Origin of the sequence: Paenibacillus sp. RRE4, assembly GCF_031844205.1 — a bacterium.
GTDB lineage: Bacteria > Bacillota > Bacilli > Paenibacillales > Paenibacillaceae > Paenibacillus > Paenibacillus xylanexedens_B.
Window position 1 is genome coordinate 1,204,971 of record NZ_JAUZUT010000001.1, and the last position, 13,020, is coordinate 1,217,990.

Sequence of the window (13,020 nt, forward strand, 5' to 3'; positions counted from 1 at the left end):
CTGGATGCCGATATATAACTCTATATGCTTACGGCGGAATAGTGGAGGATTAGATGCAAAATACGGATCTAAGGTCATATGTCAAGAAACATCCAGATAATAAAATGGCATGGTATTTGTTAGGCAAAGAGTACCTTGGCGAAGGACAGGAAGGAAAGGCCAATTATTGTTTCCAACAAGCGGGCGAAGTGTATGAAGCTTTCGAGCGGAGTAAAGCCCCTGCTGACATATGGATGGACTATCAGGATAAGTTAGTAGAGATGTCTGAGCTCAAGGAGAAAAAGAAACGCAGACGCAAAATGTGGCTGACTCTGTTAATGCTACTACTGTTAGCGGGTTTACCGCCTGCAGATGCCCCTGGTGCCCATAAAGGGGCGATGGATGCCCTGTCTGAAGCATTGGAGTCAGAGGACGATACACCACATGCACAGCCTGCCAAAGACCAACAAGGAGTGAGTCCGACGTCCATAGAGCAGAGCAATGTGTTCACTGCGGCCGGATTTGGCAATGGAAATGATGGAGGAGATGCTCTTGCTGCTGCCTGGTCTGGATCAGGTGCCGGAATGAATACGACGGCTGTTCTCGGCATGCAGACATCAGAGAAATGGTCTGTCTGGAAGCGGGATATGCCAGTCAAATACATTATGCAGATCAATGAAAAAGGCAAGCTCACGGCCCAGAGTTATGATGCAGAACAATGTAACTGTGAACCGCCAAAAGTATCCTCTAAGATCAAACGTATGGCCTCCGCGTGGACAGCCAAACAGGAGACAGCCGCAGCGTTGTCAAGTGCAATCCTTTCATATCATAAACAACACAAAGCTTGGCCAAAGAGTGTCACAGCAATGGCCCAGCCGTTTCCTGACAATATTTTGGGAGAAACTTCAGCTGAAATGAGTGAGATGTTTCCGCAGCTGTTGGCCACTCATCAAGCCAAGGCTCAAGAGGCAAGTTCTAACGGTAATGGGAAACAACAGGCTATCGGGTCATCCAAGAAGACAAAGGCACCGTTTGCTGATACGTTAGGGGGGCAGCCTTTTTTTGAAGAGCCGCTTGAGATCGTGATCGACAAGAGTAACCACAGGCTGGCACTCATCAGCGGGGATACGATCATTCGGATGTATGAAGTGGGTCTGGGCGGAGATCGGACGCCTGAGGGCTCGTATGTCATTACGGATAAAGTGGTTAATCCGAATGGCCACTCTAATGGAGAGTTCGGAAGTCGAGGCATGCAACTCTCGAATACGAATTATGCCATCCACGGGACTAATGAGCCTGATAGCATTGGCCTTGATGAGTCCCTTGGATGTGTGAGGATGAGCAAAGCGGATGTGGAGGAGTTGTTCGCTCTTGCTCCGCAAGGAACTCCGGTGCGCATTGGTAAAGATCTGCTCCCAGAGCTAACATCTGTGCCAAAAACCGAACAGCGGTATAAGTACAAACTTGTTCCTCAGCAGAACAATCCAAACAAAACATATCACTGGCTAAATTGACTCTGCAGTTCTCTGATATAATCGTAAAGTTCCATTGAGCTCAGAGAACAATATATGTAAGTTCGGTTAGTGCATGCTGATTCAACTACATGTTGGCAATAATAAGCAGAGCACCAATGATAACGATCAAACCGCCAACGCTGACTGCTGTCCATATGATGGCTTTGCGATTGACCTCTTCCTTTTTTTGTTGCAATGCAGGTGGTTTACGTTTCTGAGCCATGGCTTTTTTCCTCCTTCATAGGTATCGAACTGGTCTAGAGTAACCATGCTTTCATTGTAAAGAATTCAGCCCGCTATTTCCAGTGGGTAGGTGGATTTCTTATGCATAGATCATCTGATTCGAAATTTGTTTGTCTATGCGTAAATGACTTTCTTTTTGAGGGAGAAACGGCTAGACTTGTGTGTAGAGTTTTTTTACATATAAGAGACGGGGAGCGGCCATATGGCGTACCGAACCAGAACGGAGTGAGTGATTTGTTGTACAAAAGTCTTGCTAAACCTTTATTATTCAAAATGGACCCTGAACAGGCCCATCATCTGATTATTGGTGGCCTAAGCGGTGTGGGCAGCGTCCGTCCAGTTCCGTCCGGACTACGTGTCATGTACGGTGTGCGTGAGACCCCGGATCTGGCGGTGGACATGTTCGGTTGTCATTTTCCTACACCGGTTGGTCTAGCCGCAGGTCTGGATAAAAACGGACAGGCTGTAACCGGATTCTCTTCGATTGGGTTCGGATTTATGGAGGTTGGAACGGTGACACCGCTCGCACAGTCTGGCAATGATCAACCCCGTCTATTCCGTTTACCGCCAGATGAAGCGCTGGTGAACCGGATGGGCTTCAACAATCTGGGTGCAGAAGCGATGGCAGGCGAGCTGGCGCGTCTTCTAGAACGTCGTATCCCTGTAGCGGTCAATATTGGAAAAAATAAAGTCACTCCAAATGAGGAAGCTCATCTGGATTATGCGAAATGTATACAGGCGTTATATACTTATGCAGATTTGTTTGTGGTCAATATCAGTTCACCAAATACACCGGATTTGCGTAATCTGCAACATGGGAATGAATTGAAAGAACTGCTGGCTGCAGTAATGGAAGAGATGAACCGCCAACAGGCTAAGGCTGGTGGAGCAGCCAAATCCGTGCTTGTCAAAATAGCGCCTGACGTGAATGAGCAAGAACTCGAATATATGGTTGGTACGATTGCGGCGAGTGGGGTGTCGGGTATCATTGCGACGAATACAACGATTAGTCGTGAAGGTCTCTCGCATCAGCACGCGAAGGAAACGGGCGGGCTCAGTGGAAAGCCGCTACGTGAACGTTCAACAGAAATCATTCGTCAGGTATACAGACAGACTGAAGGCAAGCTTCCCATCATCGGCTCGGGTGGCATTTTCACTAGTGAGGATGCGTATGAGAAAATCAAAGCCGGGGCAAGCCTGGTAGAAATCTATACTGCGTTAATCTATGAAGGACCAGAAGTAAACCGCAGAATCCATGCTGGATTGCGCGAGTTACTGCGTAAGGACGGATATCACCATATTTCAGAGGCGGTTGGTGCAGACCACCGTTAAATAGCGATATACCCCCAGAACACGAATATTAGAAGCGTGGGAGAGTGTATAATGGATCGGGACTCTTCCCCCCGGCAAACATCATGTATAATGGATAAGAACAGGGGATGCTATAGAGACAGGAGGCTTAACGATGGACGGTAGAGACTGGGGTACATTTTTACTTCCTTATGAACAAGCGGTAGAGGAATTGAAGGTCAAATTCAAAACGATGCGGGCCGAATTGAAGAAACGGGAAGAATATGCCCCGATAGAATTCGTTACGGGCCGTGTCAAAAAAATCTCCAGTATTCTGGAAAAGTCAAGACGTCTGAATGTGGCACTGGATGATGTGGAGACCGGGATAGAGGATATTGCGGGTATTCGGATTATGTGTCAGTTCGTGGATGATATTAGGCGTGTTGCCGAATACATCAGAGCACGGAAGGATTTAACCGTATTGATTGAAAAAGATTATATAACCAACTTCAAAGAAAGCGGTTATCGCAGTTTTCATATGATCATTGAGTACCCTGTACAGACGGCCTTGGGGCAGAAAAAAGTGCTTGCCGAAATTCAGATTCGGACACTTGCCATGAATTTCTGGGCAACGATTGAACATTCCTTGAGCTATAAATACCGGGAAAGCCTGCCGGAAGATATGCGAGCCAGACTTAAGAAAACAGCGGAGGCTGCTTTCGTCCTCGATAATGAGATGTCAGCGATCCGTCTACAGATTCTGGAAGCGCAGAAGGCATTCGAGGATGATTCCAATATTGTGTCAAGAACGCTCAGCATCATTCAACAGCTGTATTTCTATCATCTGGTTCATGAGGCAATTGAAGCACAGAGACGATTTAATGACTGCTGGGAACGGAATGATATGGAGGGGCTCAAAGCGCTGCTGGATGATGTGAAAGAACTTCTGAACAACGCCAGAAAGGGCGAAAATCCAGATGAGCAGTTATGAACCGCTCTACATTGATTATCTGATTTATTTTAATCGGGATCGAGACTATTTCGAGTGTCATGAGGTGCTTGAAGAATTGTGGTTGGAACGAGACCGAGATCCGCTATACAAAGGCCTGTTGCAAATCGCGGTGGGACTATATCATTACAGAAATCGTAATTTTCGCGGCGGACGAATGATGTTGCAAAGTTCTCTGGAACTACTGGAATCGTATCCTGACATTATTCTCGGTATCCGTCTGGGCGAGTTGAAAGCAGACGTTCACAGCATTGTAAACGAGTTACAGGATCATGATCCTGAAAAACTTGCGTATCATGATCTGTCTATCCTTATTGAGGATAAGGCACTTGTTGAGCATATGCAGAAAAGGTCGCTGGAGCTGAAACCTAATGTTCCGCAGCGGCGAAGTCCAACCCGAGGACGAATTTACGAAGAGAAAATGAAGGCTCTACAGCAGACGGGGTTACATGAAAACGACGAGAACGCTAATCATCAAGCAAATAATTAGGGTCATACTTCCTATGTTTGTATAACAAGACACCCCGACGGTTCCTTTACAGGAATGGTCGGGGTGTTTTTGGTTTATTGAATTTAGTTTTACCCAGAGTTCATTGAACTAGCTTTTACTTGGAGTTGCACTGCCTTTATACTTATCGAAAAATTGCTTGTAGTCGTCCAGAGTATAACCGTTGTCGCTTCCGTTCTCTTTCAAACCGCCAACCATACGGTCTTTCTCAACGCCATCTTGGTAATAGACAAGTGTAGGTGTAAATTCAATGTTGTAATCTGTCCAGCCGGATTCGAACTCGCGCAGGTTAAACTGTGGAAGCTTAATTCCTTCACTGTCTACCAACGGCATTAATTGAGGTGTCGTTGCACGGCAGTGTGAGCAGTCGGAAGCGAAGAAATAAACAAAGAAGCTATCCTTGTTATCAATTCTGGCTTTCAGATCAGCCGGCAGGATGATTTGTTGATAGTTGGGATCAGTGAGCAATTCCCGTGTAGCCGGATTAAGTTTGGAAGCTGCAATGCCATAAGCGTTTTCTACAGTATCCATCTGTTTCTTGGATTGTTGGTTCACGAGAACCAGCGCAGCAATCATGACGACTAGTATGCCGAGGAAGATAAGGATTGTGGCGCTTTTCTTTTTCTTCTTGGAATTCATTGTTCATCCCCCATTATTCATATCGAGATAAAATTGCAACAAAAATATAGGCTGGGATAATATTCATAAACAACCGAATTTTTGCTGATCAAACAATCTATTAGCATTATACTACATTACACGCTGTAGTGGAATACACATGATAGGATAGGCAAGGAAAATCAGGATATGATAACATAGAGCAATATGTCATTTTAACAGGATAGGATGAGTGGAACTATGGCCGTACAGTTGCCCTTGGACTTCGCAGAGCGAATGAAACGTTTGCTTGGCGATGAATTTGAATCTTTTATGAAATCGTATGAACAATCCCCGCATGCCGGTCTTCGCGTAAACACGCTTAAAATATCAATGGAACAATTTAAAGAGATTGCCCCGTTTGACTTAAGACCTGTTCCATGGTGCGAAACGGGTTTTTACGTGCCTCATGGGGTGAAGCCTGGCCTGCATCCTTATTACCACGCGGGTCTCTATTATATTCAGGAACCGAGTGCAATGGCTCCCGTGGAACAATTGAACGTACAGCCTGGAGATCGCGTGCTCGACTTGTGTGCTGCTCCCGGGGGGAAATCAACCCAGATTGCTGCCAAGTTGCAAGGTAAAGGGGTGCTTGTCACGAATGACATTCATGCAGAGCGAACCAAAGCACTTGCCAAAAACGTGGAGCTGTACGGTGTAAGAAATGCCGTTGTGCTGAATGAGTCACCTGAGCGCATTGCGGATGTGTTTCCTCATTATTTTGATAAAGTGCTGATCGATGCACCGTGCTCAGGCGAAGGCATGTTCCGTAAGGATGAAGACATGGTGAAATCATGGGAACATCATTCTGTCGAGAAGTGTGTGCTGATGCAACGCGATATTCTTGAAACGGCAGCACGGTTATTGGCTCCGGGAGGTACGATTGTTTATTCCACCTGTACCTTTGCGCCGGAGGAAAACGAAGCGATGATCGCCGAGTTTTTGAACTTGAATCGTGATTTTTCAGTAGTTCATATTGCTGACACCGCTGGATTTGCCCCAGGGCGCCCGGATTGGGTGCGTGAGATGTTGCCGGAGCAGGCAGCGGAGACAGAAGAAGTGCTGGATCAGACGTGTGGCACAGCCCGATTATGGCCTCACTTGTTAGAAGGAGAGGGACATTATGTTGCTGTGATAAAACACTCTGATGAATCTAATCTAGAGTTAGACCAAGAGTTACATGAAAAACAACGTGGTGCTGAACAACGTGTGCCTGAGTCCGGATTGTTGCATGAACCGAGTGAGGATCGTTCCTTTTTACGATCGGCTTCGCTTCCTATGACCAAAGCCGATCGTAAAAAGGAACGTTTGTTACGGGTTGAATCCAGAGAAAGCAACGACAAAAGTACACGAGGCGGTAAACACACCGTTAAACCAGGCAAGAAAGGGAAAGAGGCAGGTGGTCGCAAGTCTGAGCGAGGGCAAGGAAGAGGTGCGGATTCCAGCTCCGTTGATCCATTAGCGGTCTACGCTCAGTTTGTAAATGAGAATCTGGTTATAACGCTCGAAGGTGAAACGGTATGTTACGGGGATCGTGTCTATCAGTCAGCGGTAGGTGCTGCCCGTCTGGAAGGGTTGAAAGTGATTCGCCCCGGATGGTTTATGGGCACGGTTAAAAACGGGAGATTCGTTCCTTCGCATCCGCTAGCGTGCGCTTTGCGTGCATCCGAGGCACATCGAAGTGTGCATCTGTCCTCTGAAGATGGAGAAGCAGTGAGGTACTTGAAAGGGGAAACGCTGAACGTAGAACAAGGACGGCTTAACCTTCTGGAAGGAACAGCGCCTAAGGGTTATGTGCTCGTATGCGTGGATGGATATGCGGCCGGTTGGGGCAAATGGCTGGATGGTGTATTGAAAAATGAATACCCAGCAGGATGGAGGTGGACATCGGTATGAGTGGGAAAGGCAAACAAACGCAGCGATTGGATAAGATTTTAAGTCATATGGGTATAGGTACACGCAGTGAGATTAAAAAAATGGTAAAGCAGGGACGTATTCATGTGGATGGCAAAGCGGTAAAGGACAGCGGCATGCAGGTTGATCCGGCAATAAACATCATTGAAGCGGATGGTGAGCGGATTGTCTACCGTGAAATGATCTATTTGATGCTTCATAAACCGCCGGGTGTCGTATCTGCGACGGAAGATGCTCGGGATAAGACGGTGCTGGATCTGCTACGCAAGGAAGATCGTGTTTTTCAACCATTCCCGGTAGGGAGGCTGGACAAAGATACGGAGGGACTCCTTATTTTGACAAACGATGGCCCTCTTGCCCATGATCTGTTATCCCCTCGAAAACATGTACCCAAAACGTACGAAGCACGGGTGCTCGGGAAAGTGGAGGAAGAGGATGTGCAGCGTTTTGCAACTGGCGTTCAACTCGATGACGGGTATGAGACCATGCCGGCTGAGCTGACTGTGCTGGGATATGAGGAAACAGATGAAGGCATCGTATCGCTTATTTCGCTTATTATCCATGAAGGGAAGTTTCATCAGGTCAAACGCATGTTCCAGGCAGTGGACAAACGTGTCATTTACCTGAAACGTGTAGCCATGGGAGAACTGAAGCTGGCTTCCGATTTGGCGATTGGGAGTTACCGCGAGTTAACCGCAGAAGAGCTGACTTGTTTACGAAACAATAATGCAGCCAACTAAACACAGATGGGATGAAGAGCATATGACGTACAAATTGATTGCACTGGATGTTGACGGAACTTTATTAAATGATGATCATGAATTGACTGAATGGACACAAGAAACACTGATTCAGGCTTCGCGCCAAGGAGCAGAGATTGTGCTTTGTTCAGGCCGAGGCCCTGCCAACACGATTCCTTTTATGAAACAGATGGGGCTGGATGGTTATGTTATTACGCATAACGGTGCGGTTACTGCGCAAGTTGAGACACGTGAAGTCATTCATCAGTTTGCTTTGGATACCCAGGGGCTGGAGCCTATTATGAAGTACTGCCGTGAAAATGGTGTACATTTCGATATCAATACGGCCTTTGGGCTATATGTAGATCAACCCGAAGGTTTGGAATTACAGGTAAGGCAGATGTATTATAATTTCCTGGCTGAGCCGCTTAAGCTTCCTCGGTGGGCGGATATGACTGAACCTCTGGCGAAGTTTACAGCTTTTGGCCCCATCGAGCAGATGGATGCGGTCCAGCGCGAGTGGACGTCTTGGAACTTGCCTTATTACATGACACGTAGCGGCGACTTTTTCATTGATCTGATGCATCCCGAAGCTTCCAAAGGAGCGGCGCTTAAAATGCTGGCTGATTCCAAAGGCATTGCGCCTTCTGAGATCATGGCGATCGGCAACTATTTTAATGATATTACAATGCTGACGTTTGCTGGTAAAGGGATTGCGATGGATAACTCTCCAGAAGAGGTGAAGGCCGCATCCGATGAAGTGACCTTGTCCAACAATGATGAAGGGGTTGCTCACGCGATCCACAAGTATATTTTGTCCGTATAAATCTTCTGTTGCTTGTTTACTTGACCTGCGAAAATCGCCCCAATCGTCGTTCGAAAATGTACATTGCCTCATAAACTACTGTCTTCAAGGGCATCCTAAGAGAATACGTTAGGAATGAGGAGGACTGTCAATGGTACAGATTGATTTAACGGCGGATCTGCGCACAGCAAGTGGTGAAGTGCAGGATATTATGGTAGATGGCAGATATACAGGCTCGCTTTTACTGATCTACAGAGAAGGGGAACGTCTGTCAGGCAGCCTTCAACTGGAACAGGAGTCTATAGAAGAGGCAGTAGAGCAGGTTATTATTGATAAGGTACATGCTTATGTTCGTGCACTTGCGGATGCAGTGGCGGCATCCTACTATGAAGTTTTGGTGAGCTGTGGCACGTTGCATTCCGTCCTGCAACCAGTGGAACGAAGTGAGGAGGCATTTTGGTCTTCTCCGGGAACAGCGGTTATGGAAGGCGAACTGTATGATGAAGAGAGCCGTTATGGTGATGATTTGCCGGGCGAGGTAAATATCATTCCGGCATCTCGGGATGAGTCGTTTACATATGAAGACGAGGAACACCTGCTGGAAATGGAGATGATCAGTGCCGGTCGTAACTTATCTAGCTATGTATTCAATAATGTTGCGGGAGAAGAGGTAGCCGAGGCTACGCTGAAACAGTATGGTGCCGATGCACAGGGGGAGATTCACTGGTACGAAGAACCTGATGAAACGGTACAGGAAGCTGCGGCAGAATTGCTTGTACGGGAACTGGATGAGGAGATCATTGATACGATTACCATTCGGATATGGCATCAGGGGAACGCGTTGCAGACGCTTGAATGGGTACATCGTGATTTTTCCGAAGAGCTGGAGGAAGATGAAGAGGAAGAGCAGTATAATGCATTGGATTCAAACAGAGATATGATTGAGCCGGAAGAGGCGGAAGAAGCATGTTATGTGATGCCAAGGAACAGGGACCGGGAGTTCAGAATCTATGATCTTTTCGTCCAGGAACGCGGAGGTCTGCCAGTGGGTACAGCAACCATCGATACGTCGCATTCCGATCTGACAGGTTATATGGATTACGATGTACCAGGCACAAGTGAACAGCGTAAAACGCTGGTAGAAGTGCTAATGAGGGAGCTAAACAAAGAGATCGAATTCGACTCACTACATCTCACGATGCTCTACCGTAATCAGATTATTGATGAAGCCAGAATGGAAGGGTAGGAGGCGAAAGCCTTTTATCCTTTTTTTTTTTTTGAGCATTTTAAATTGATTTTTTTGACGAAAAAAACTTTTCCCGGTATATTACGACTAGTTCTTTAATTAATGCAGTTGCGATGGTATCGAATGGGAGCGACTTTTGGATTTGGACGTAGTCCAAACCAAGGGAAGCGAGCAGTCGAAACCGGAGCATATAGGAGGGACATGATGACACACACATTCACCATTCACAGCCAGTACATTAATGATGGCTTTCAAGCTGTTCAAGCACAGCCGGAGGACACGGAAGAGGTGCTCTCATTGCTTGCAGAGACGGCATCCTGGTTGAAAAGTAAAGGCTCTTCCCAATGGAATGCATTGCTACAAGGGGAAGATTCTCATGATACACCTTCGGCCATTCGCCGAGGGGACGTCTTTGTTTTCAAAAAAGAAGCGCAGATTGCTGGAATGGTCATTCTCATGCAGAAGCCAAGTCCTTGGGATCTCAAGCTGTGGGGAGATCAGGCCCACGCGGAAGATGGGGCGCTCTATCTACATCGGCTTGCCATACGAAGAAAATATGCTCGAACAGGTCTAGGGAAATCGATATTGGAATGGTCGAGTCGTGGCATACAGTTCGAAAATAAGTCTCTCGTACGATTGGATTGCGGGGCTGACAATGTCACGTTAAACACTTTTTATGCAGGAAATGGATTCGGCTGTACAGGTAAGCATGGTGGGTTCAGCATTTACGAGAAACCGGTTGAATTTTAGAAGGAATTCGTCACGAATTGTTAAGAGTATCATGAGGAAGGATATGGAAGCTGTTAGCTTGTTCGGCTAATTTTCTATACTCAGCTTAGTCCTTCGAGGAAGAGATAAATGTAAAACATAAGCTTCTGCATGTGGTGTTGACTGAATATGTTGTATATACGACTCAATAATTAAGTTGTCAGAGCGGTAGATGTTCTTGCTTTTCTATGTCATAATAAATATAAATGGTATGCAACAAAATGCATGAAAATACATTTTCGTGTAAAGAACGGAGTTGGAGGCTCAAGAGCCGCTTTACTGAACATATGTTCTAATATATCATAAATGAATGTGGAAAAAGAGAAATGAAGATGGAAAGGGGGATAATGACGTTGAAATTGCTACAGGCTCTATTCTTTCCTCCGGAGCAGCCCGGAGGTGTATCCTCTATGATTCCTTATTTGCAGGAGAGATTTGCAAGCCCAAGATGGGAGATGGACCTTTTTTCCTTGCCGAAACGTATTCGTAACAAAGGGAGAGAGGAAGTACAGTTTGATACGTTTGACTGGACGATCTATCAGGATAGTCTTGTGGTACAAAAGTATATTCAGACATATCGTGACTATCTATGGTGGACCAGGCTTCGCATCCAGAAGCCCTATGATCTGATTCATGCGCATCATCCTATTGCAGGGCTGGCCATGAAGTCGGTGTTTCCTGAGGTTCCCCTCATTCAAACCGTTCACTCCAGTTATGAGAGAGAGCTTATCCTGAATGGCCGTATAGAGCCTGATGGATTGGAACATCAATTCCTGCAGGCGATCTACGGAGAGCTTGAGTATCGTGCAGAGCGTCTTCTAACGGTATCTGATTCGTTCCGACGATATTTGAGCCCGTATGTAAAACATCCGGATCGCATCGGCATTATTCCGAATGGTTTTGATGAGAAGCGGTTCAAGCCGATTCCCCATGATAATGCGGTCCCGCAACTGGTAACGGTCTGCCGGCTTGTTCCCGCCAAAGGGCTAGATATTTTGTTTAAAGCTTGTTCGGAGTTAAAGGACAGGGGACATGATTACGTACTTCATATTATTGGAGATGGACCGATTCGTCCCGATCTGGAAGAGCTCGCACAGCGTCTGGGAATTTATAATGAAACGATTTTTTATGGATATACGCTACATCCTGAAGAGTTTATGCCATTCTTTGATGTGTTTGTACTGCCATCGCGTGCAGAAGCCTTTGGTTCAGTGTTCGCCGAAGCGGCGCTTAGCTGTCTTGCGCTTGTAGGCACCGATGTGGGGGGGATTCCCGAACAGATTGAAGATGGAGTGAACGGACTGCTTGTGCCGCCTGAAGATCCATCTGCGCTGGCTGATGCCTTGGAAAAGGTCATGCTGGACCCGGCATATCGCTATGAACTGGCTCGTTCCGCTTGTGAAAAAGCCAAAACGTTTTACTCGCTGGGAAGATCAGTGAATGATTTGAAAAAAATGTACTTGCAATTTCAGGCGTAAAACTGGGAGAGCAAATATATGAAACAAGCCGCTGTAGTGTGATACAGCGGCTTTTGTGTTGTTAACGGATTTTACAACAGCCAATCCTCTGGATTGTTTGCTAAATCCTGAACAGCATTCATGAACAATCCGGCATGGTAACCATCACAAACCGAGTGATGAACCTGTAGTGACAGTGGCAAAAATATTGAATTTTTTTTATTGATGAATTGTCCTGCAGTAATAATGGGCAGAAGGTAACGACTGTTATTATTAATATTTAAGTTGAATCCAGTAAAAGATGTCCAAGGAATCATCGAAAGAGAAAAAATATTTTCAGGTACAGGTGTCTTGGGAAACAACTTGCCTGAACGTTTATATTTTTCTAAATCGGAAATGCAGACATTTTGGAACGAATGGAAGTCCTTTGTAACACGAGTCCAAATAGCAGAGAAAGATTCAGCTTCATGATCAAAGATGGTGTAAAGTGGCTCCAATGTATCCCAATAACCTAGTTCTCCATCATTATTGTAACCTGTTCTAAAAGCGGGATGTGAATTGATCACACTCGTGATCAAAAAAATAAACGCAGGATAGAATCGATATTCTTTTTGTTTGATGAGTTGATACAGAGCAGTTATATCCATTTCTTTGGTCAAGCTGAATGAAGTATTTTGATTCATATAGTGATGAAATATGTCTGTTCTATTCCAAGTATTAAACTCAATTTTGTTAAAATTCATTATTTGAGCCTCCTAAATTTTATCTAAAACGAATTTAGGAGGCCAAGTTGTCTGCTTTTTTCATCAGAACCCATCCTTTTTCTATGTTTGCTTTAAATTGTACCATAACTTTATGCATTTAAACGGCTTCAACCTCATATCTACGTC

13 protein-coding genes are annotated in these 13,020 nt (G+C 45.8%); 10 read left to right on the forward strand and 3 right to left on the reverse strand.

Going from position 1 to position 13,020, the window contains the following annotated elements; all coding sequences use genetic code 11:
* Positions 1 to 53: 53 nt before the first annotated feature.
* Complete coding sequence (locus Q9R46_RS05580) at positions 54 to 1,493, forward strand: L,D-transpeptidase (protein WP_311279241.1); 1,440 nt, start codon at positions 54 to 56, stop codon at positions 1,491 to 1,493.
* 85 nt (positions 1,494 to 1,578) lie between these two features.
* On the opposite strand, the gene Q9R46_RS05585 is transcribed toward Q9R46_RS05580, so the two are convergent.
* Complete coding sequence (locus tag Q9R46_RS05585; RefSeq protein WP_311279242.1) at positions 1,579 to 1,716, reverse strand: hypothetical protein; 138 nt, start codon at positions 1,714 to 1,716, stop codon at positions 1,579 to 1,581.
* 254 nt (positions 1,717 to 1,970) lie between these two features.
* Here Q9R46_RS05585 and Q9R46_RS05590 point away from each other — a divergent pair, with 254 nt between their 5' ends.
* From Q9R46_RS05590 to Q9R46_RS05600, 3 genes are all read left to right on the forward strand, one after another.
* Positions 1,971 to 3,068, forward strand: a complete 1,098-nt coding sequence (locus Q9R46_RS05590; protein ID WP_311279243.1) for a quinone-dependent dihydroorotate dehydrogenase — start codon at positions 1,971 to 1,973, stop codon at positions 3,066 to 3,068.
* Between the two features lie 133 nt (positions 3,069 to 3,201).
* The gene (yjbM, locus tag Q9R46_RS05595; protein WP_145329422.1) at positions 3,202 to 4,017 is read left to right on the forward strand and encodes a GTP diphosphokinase; all 816 of its coding nucleotides are present in this window, start codon (positions 3,202 to 3,204) and stop codon (positions 4,015 to 4,017) included.
* Positions 4,004 to 4,525, forward strand: a complete 522-nt coding sequence (locus tag Q9R46_RS05600; protein WP_311279244.1) for a DUF309 domain-containing protein — start codon at positions 4,004 to 4,006, stop codon at positions 4,523 to 4,525. The genes yjbM and Q9R46_RS05600 overlap by 14 nt, the downstream gene beginning before the upstream one ends.
* A 108-nt stretch (positions 4,526 to 4,633) precedes the next feature.
* Here the strand turns inward: Q9R46_RS05600 and Q9R46_RS05605 are convergent, their stop codons facing one another.
* On the reverse strand, positions 4,634 to 5,182 hold the full coding sequence (locus Q9R46_RS05605; RefSeq protein ID WP_145329428.1) for a thioredoxin family protein: 549 nt from the start codon (positions 5,180 to 5,182) through the stop codon (positions 4,634 to 4,636).
* A gap of 219 nt (positions 5,183 to 5,401) precedes the next feature.
* On the opposite strand from Q9R46_RS05605, the gene Q9R46_RS05610 reads away from it, so the two are divergent.
* From Q9R46_RS05610 to Q9R46_RS05635, 6 genes are all read left to right on the forward strand, one after another.
* The gene (locus tag Q9R46_RS05610; protein ID WP_311279245.1) at positions 5,402 to 7,096 is read left to right on the forward strand and encodes an RsmB/NOP family class I SAM-dependent RNA methyltransferase; all 1,695 of its coding nucleotides are present in this window, start codon (positions 5,402 to 5,404) and stop codon (positions 7,094 to 7,096) included.
* Positions 7,093 to 7,854 (forward strand): pseudouridine synthase, encoded by a 762-nt coding sequence (locus Q9R46_RS05615; RefSeq protein ID WP_311279246.1) that lies wholly within the window; start codon positions 7,093 to 7,095, stop codon positions 7,852 to 7,854. The genes Q9R46_RS05610 and Q9R46_RS05615 overlap by 4 nt, the downstream gene beginning before the upstream one ends.
* A 22-nt stretch (positions 7,855 to 7,876) precedes the next feature.
* Positions 7,877 to 8,680 carry a Cof-type HAD-IIB family hydrolase gene (locus Q9R46_RS05620; protein ID WP_311279247.1) on the forward strand — a complete coding sequence of 268 codons (804 nt, stop codon included), beginning with the start codon at positions 7,877 to 7,879 and terminating at the stop codon, positions 8,678 to 8,680.
* A 130-nt stretch (positions 8,681 to 8,810) separates the two neighbouring features.
* Positions 8,811 to 9,905, forward strand: coding sequence for a hypothetical protein (locus tag Q9R46_RS05625; protein WP_311279248.1), 1,095 nt, complete (start codon positions 8,811 to 8,813; stop codon positions 9,903 to 9,905).
* Between the two features lie 201 nt (positions 9,906 to 10,106).
* The gene (locus Q9R46_RS05630; protein ID WP_311279249.1) at positions 10,107 to 10,655 is read left to right on the forward strand and encodes a GNAT family N-acetyltransferase; all 549 of its coding nucleotides are present in this window, start codon (positions 10,107 to 10,109) and stop codon (positions 10,653 to 10,655) included.
* A 371-nt stretch (positions 10,656 to 11,026) separates the two neighbouring features.
* Entirely contained in the window at positions 11,027 to 12,151 is a 1,125-nt protein-coding gene (locus tag Q9R46_RS05635) for a glycosyltransferase family 4 protein (protein WP_311279250.1), read from the forward strand.
* A gap of 71 nt (positions 12,152 to 12,222) precedes the next feature.
* On the opposite strand, the gene catA is transcribed toward Q9R46_RS05635, so the two are convergent.
* On the reverse strand, positions 12,223 to 12,873 hold the full coding sequence (catA, locus tag Q9R46_RS05640; RefSeq protein WP_311279251.1) for a type A chloramphenicol O-acetyltransferase: 651 nt from the start codon (positions 12,871 to 12,873) through the stop codon (positions 12,223 to 12,225).
* Positions 12,874 to 13,020: the final 147 nt, after the last annotated feature.

Bases quoted from the DNA above. Each gene is read 5' to 3' on its own strand.
- yjbM (WP_145329422.1), top strand. From the start codon at position 3,202: ATGGACGGTAGAGACTGGGGTACATTTTTACTTCCTTATGAACAAGCG.
- Q9R46_RS05620 (WP_311279247.1), top strand. From the start codon at position 7,877: ATGACGTACAAATTGATTGCACTGGATGTTGACGGAACTTTATTAAAT.
- Q9R46_RS05610 (WP_311279245.1), top strand. From the start codon at position 5,402: ATGGCCGTACAGTTGCCCTTGGACTTCGCAGAGCGAATGAAACGTTTG.
- Q9R46_RS05600 (WP_311279244.1), top strand. From the start codon at position 4,004: ATGAGCAGTTATGAACCGCTCTACATTGATTATCTGATTTATTTTAAT.
- Q9R46_RS05630 (WP_311279249.1), top strand. From the start codon at position 10,107: ATGATGACACACACATTCACCATTCACAGCCAGTACATTAATGATGGC.
- Q9R46_RS05625 (WP_311279248.1), top strand. From the start codon at position 8,811: ATGGTACAGATTGATTTAACGGCGGATCTGCGCACAGCAAGTGGTGAA.
- Q9R46_RS05585 (WP_311279242.1), bottom strand. From the start codon at position 1,716: ATGGCTCAGAAACGTAAACCACCTGCATTGCAACAAAAAAAGGAAGAG.
- Q9R46_RS05615 (WP_311279246.1), top strand. From the start codon at position 7,093: ATGAGTGGGAAAGGCAAACAAACGCAGCGATTGGATAAGATTTTAAGT.
- catA (WP_311279251.1), bottom strand. From the start codon at position 12,873: ATGAATTTTAACAAAATTGAGTTTAATACTTGGAATAGAACAGACATA.
- Q9R46_RS05580 (WP_311279241.1), top strand. From the start codon at position 54: ATGCAAAATACGGATCTAAGGTCATATGTCAAGAAACATCCAGATAAT.
- Q9R46_RS05605 (WP_145329428.1), bottom strand. From the start codon at position 5,182: ATGAATTCCAAGAAGAAAAAGAAAAGCGCCACAATCCTTATCTTCCTC.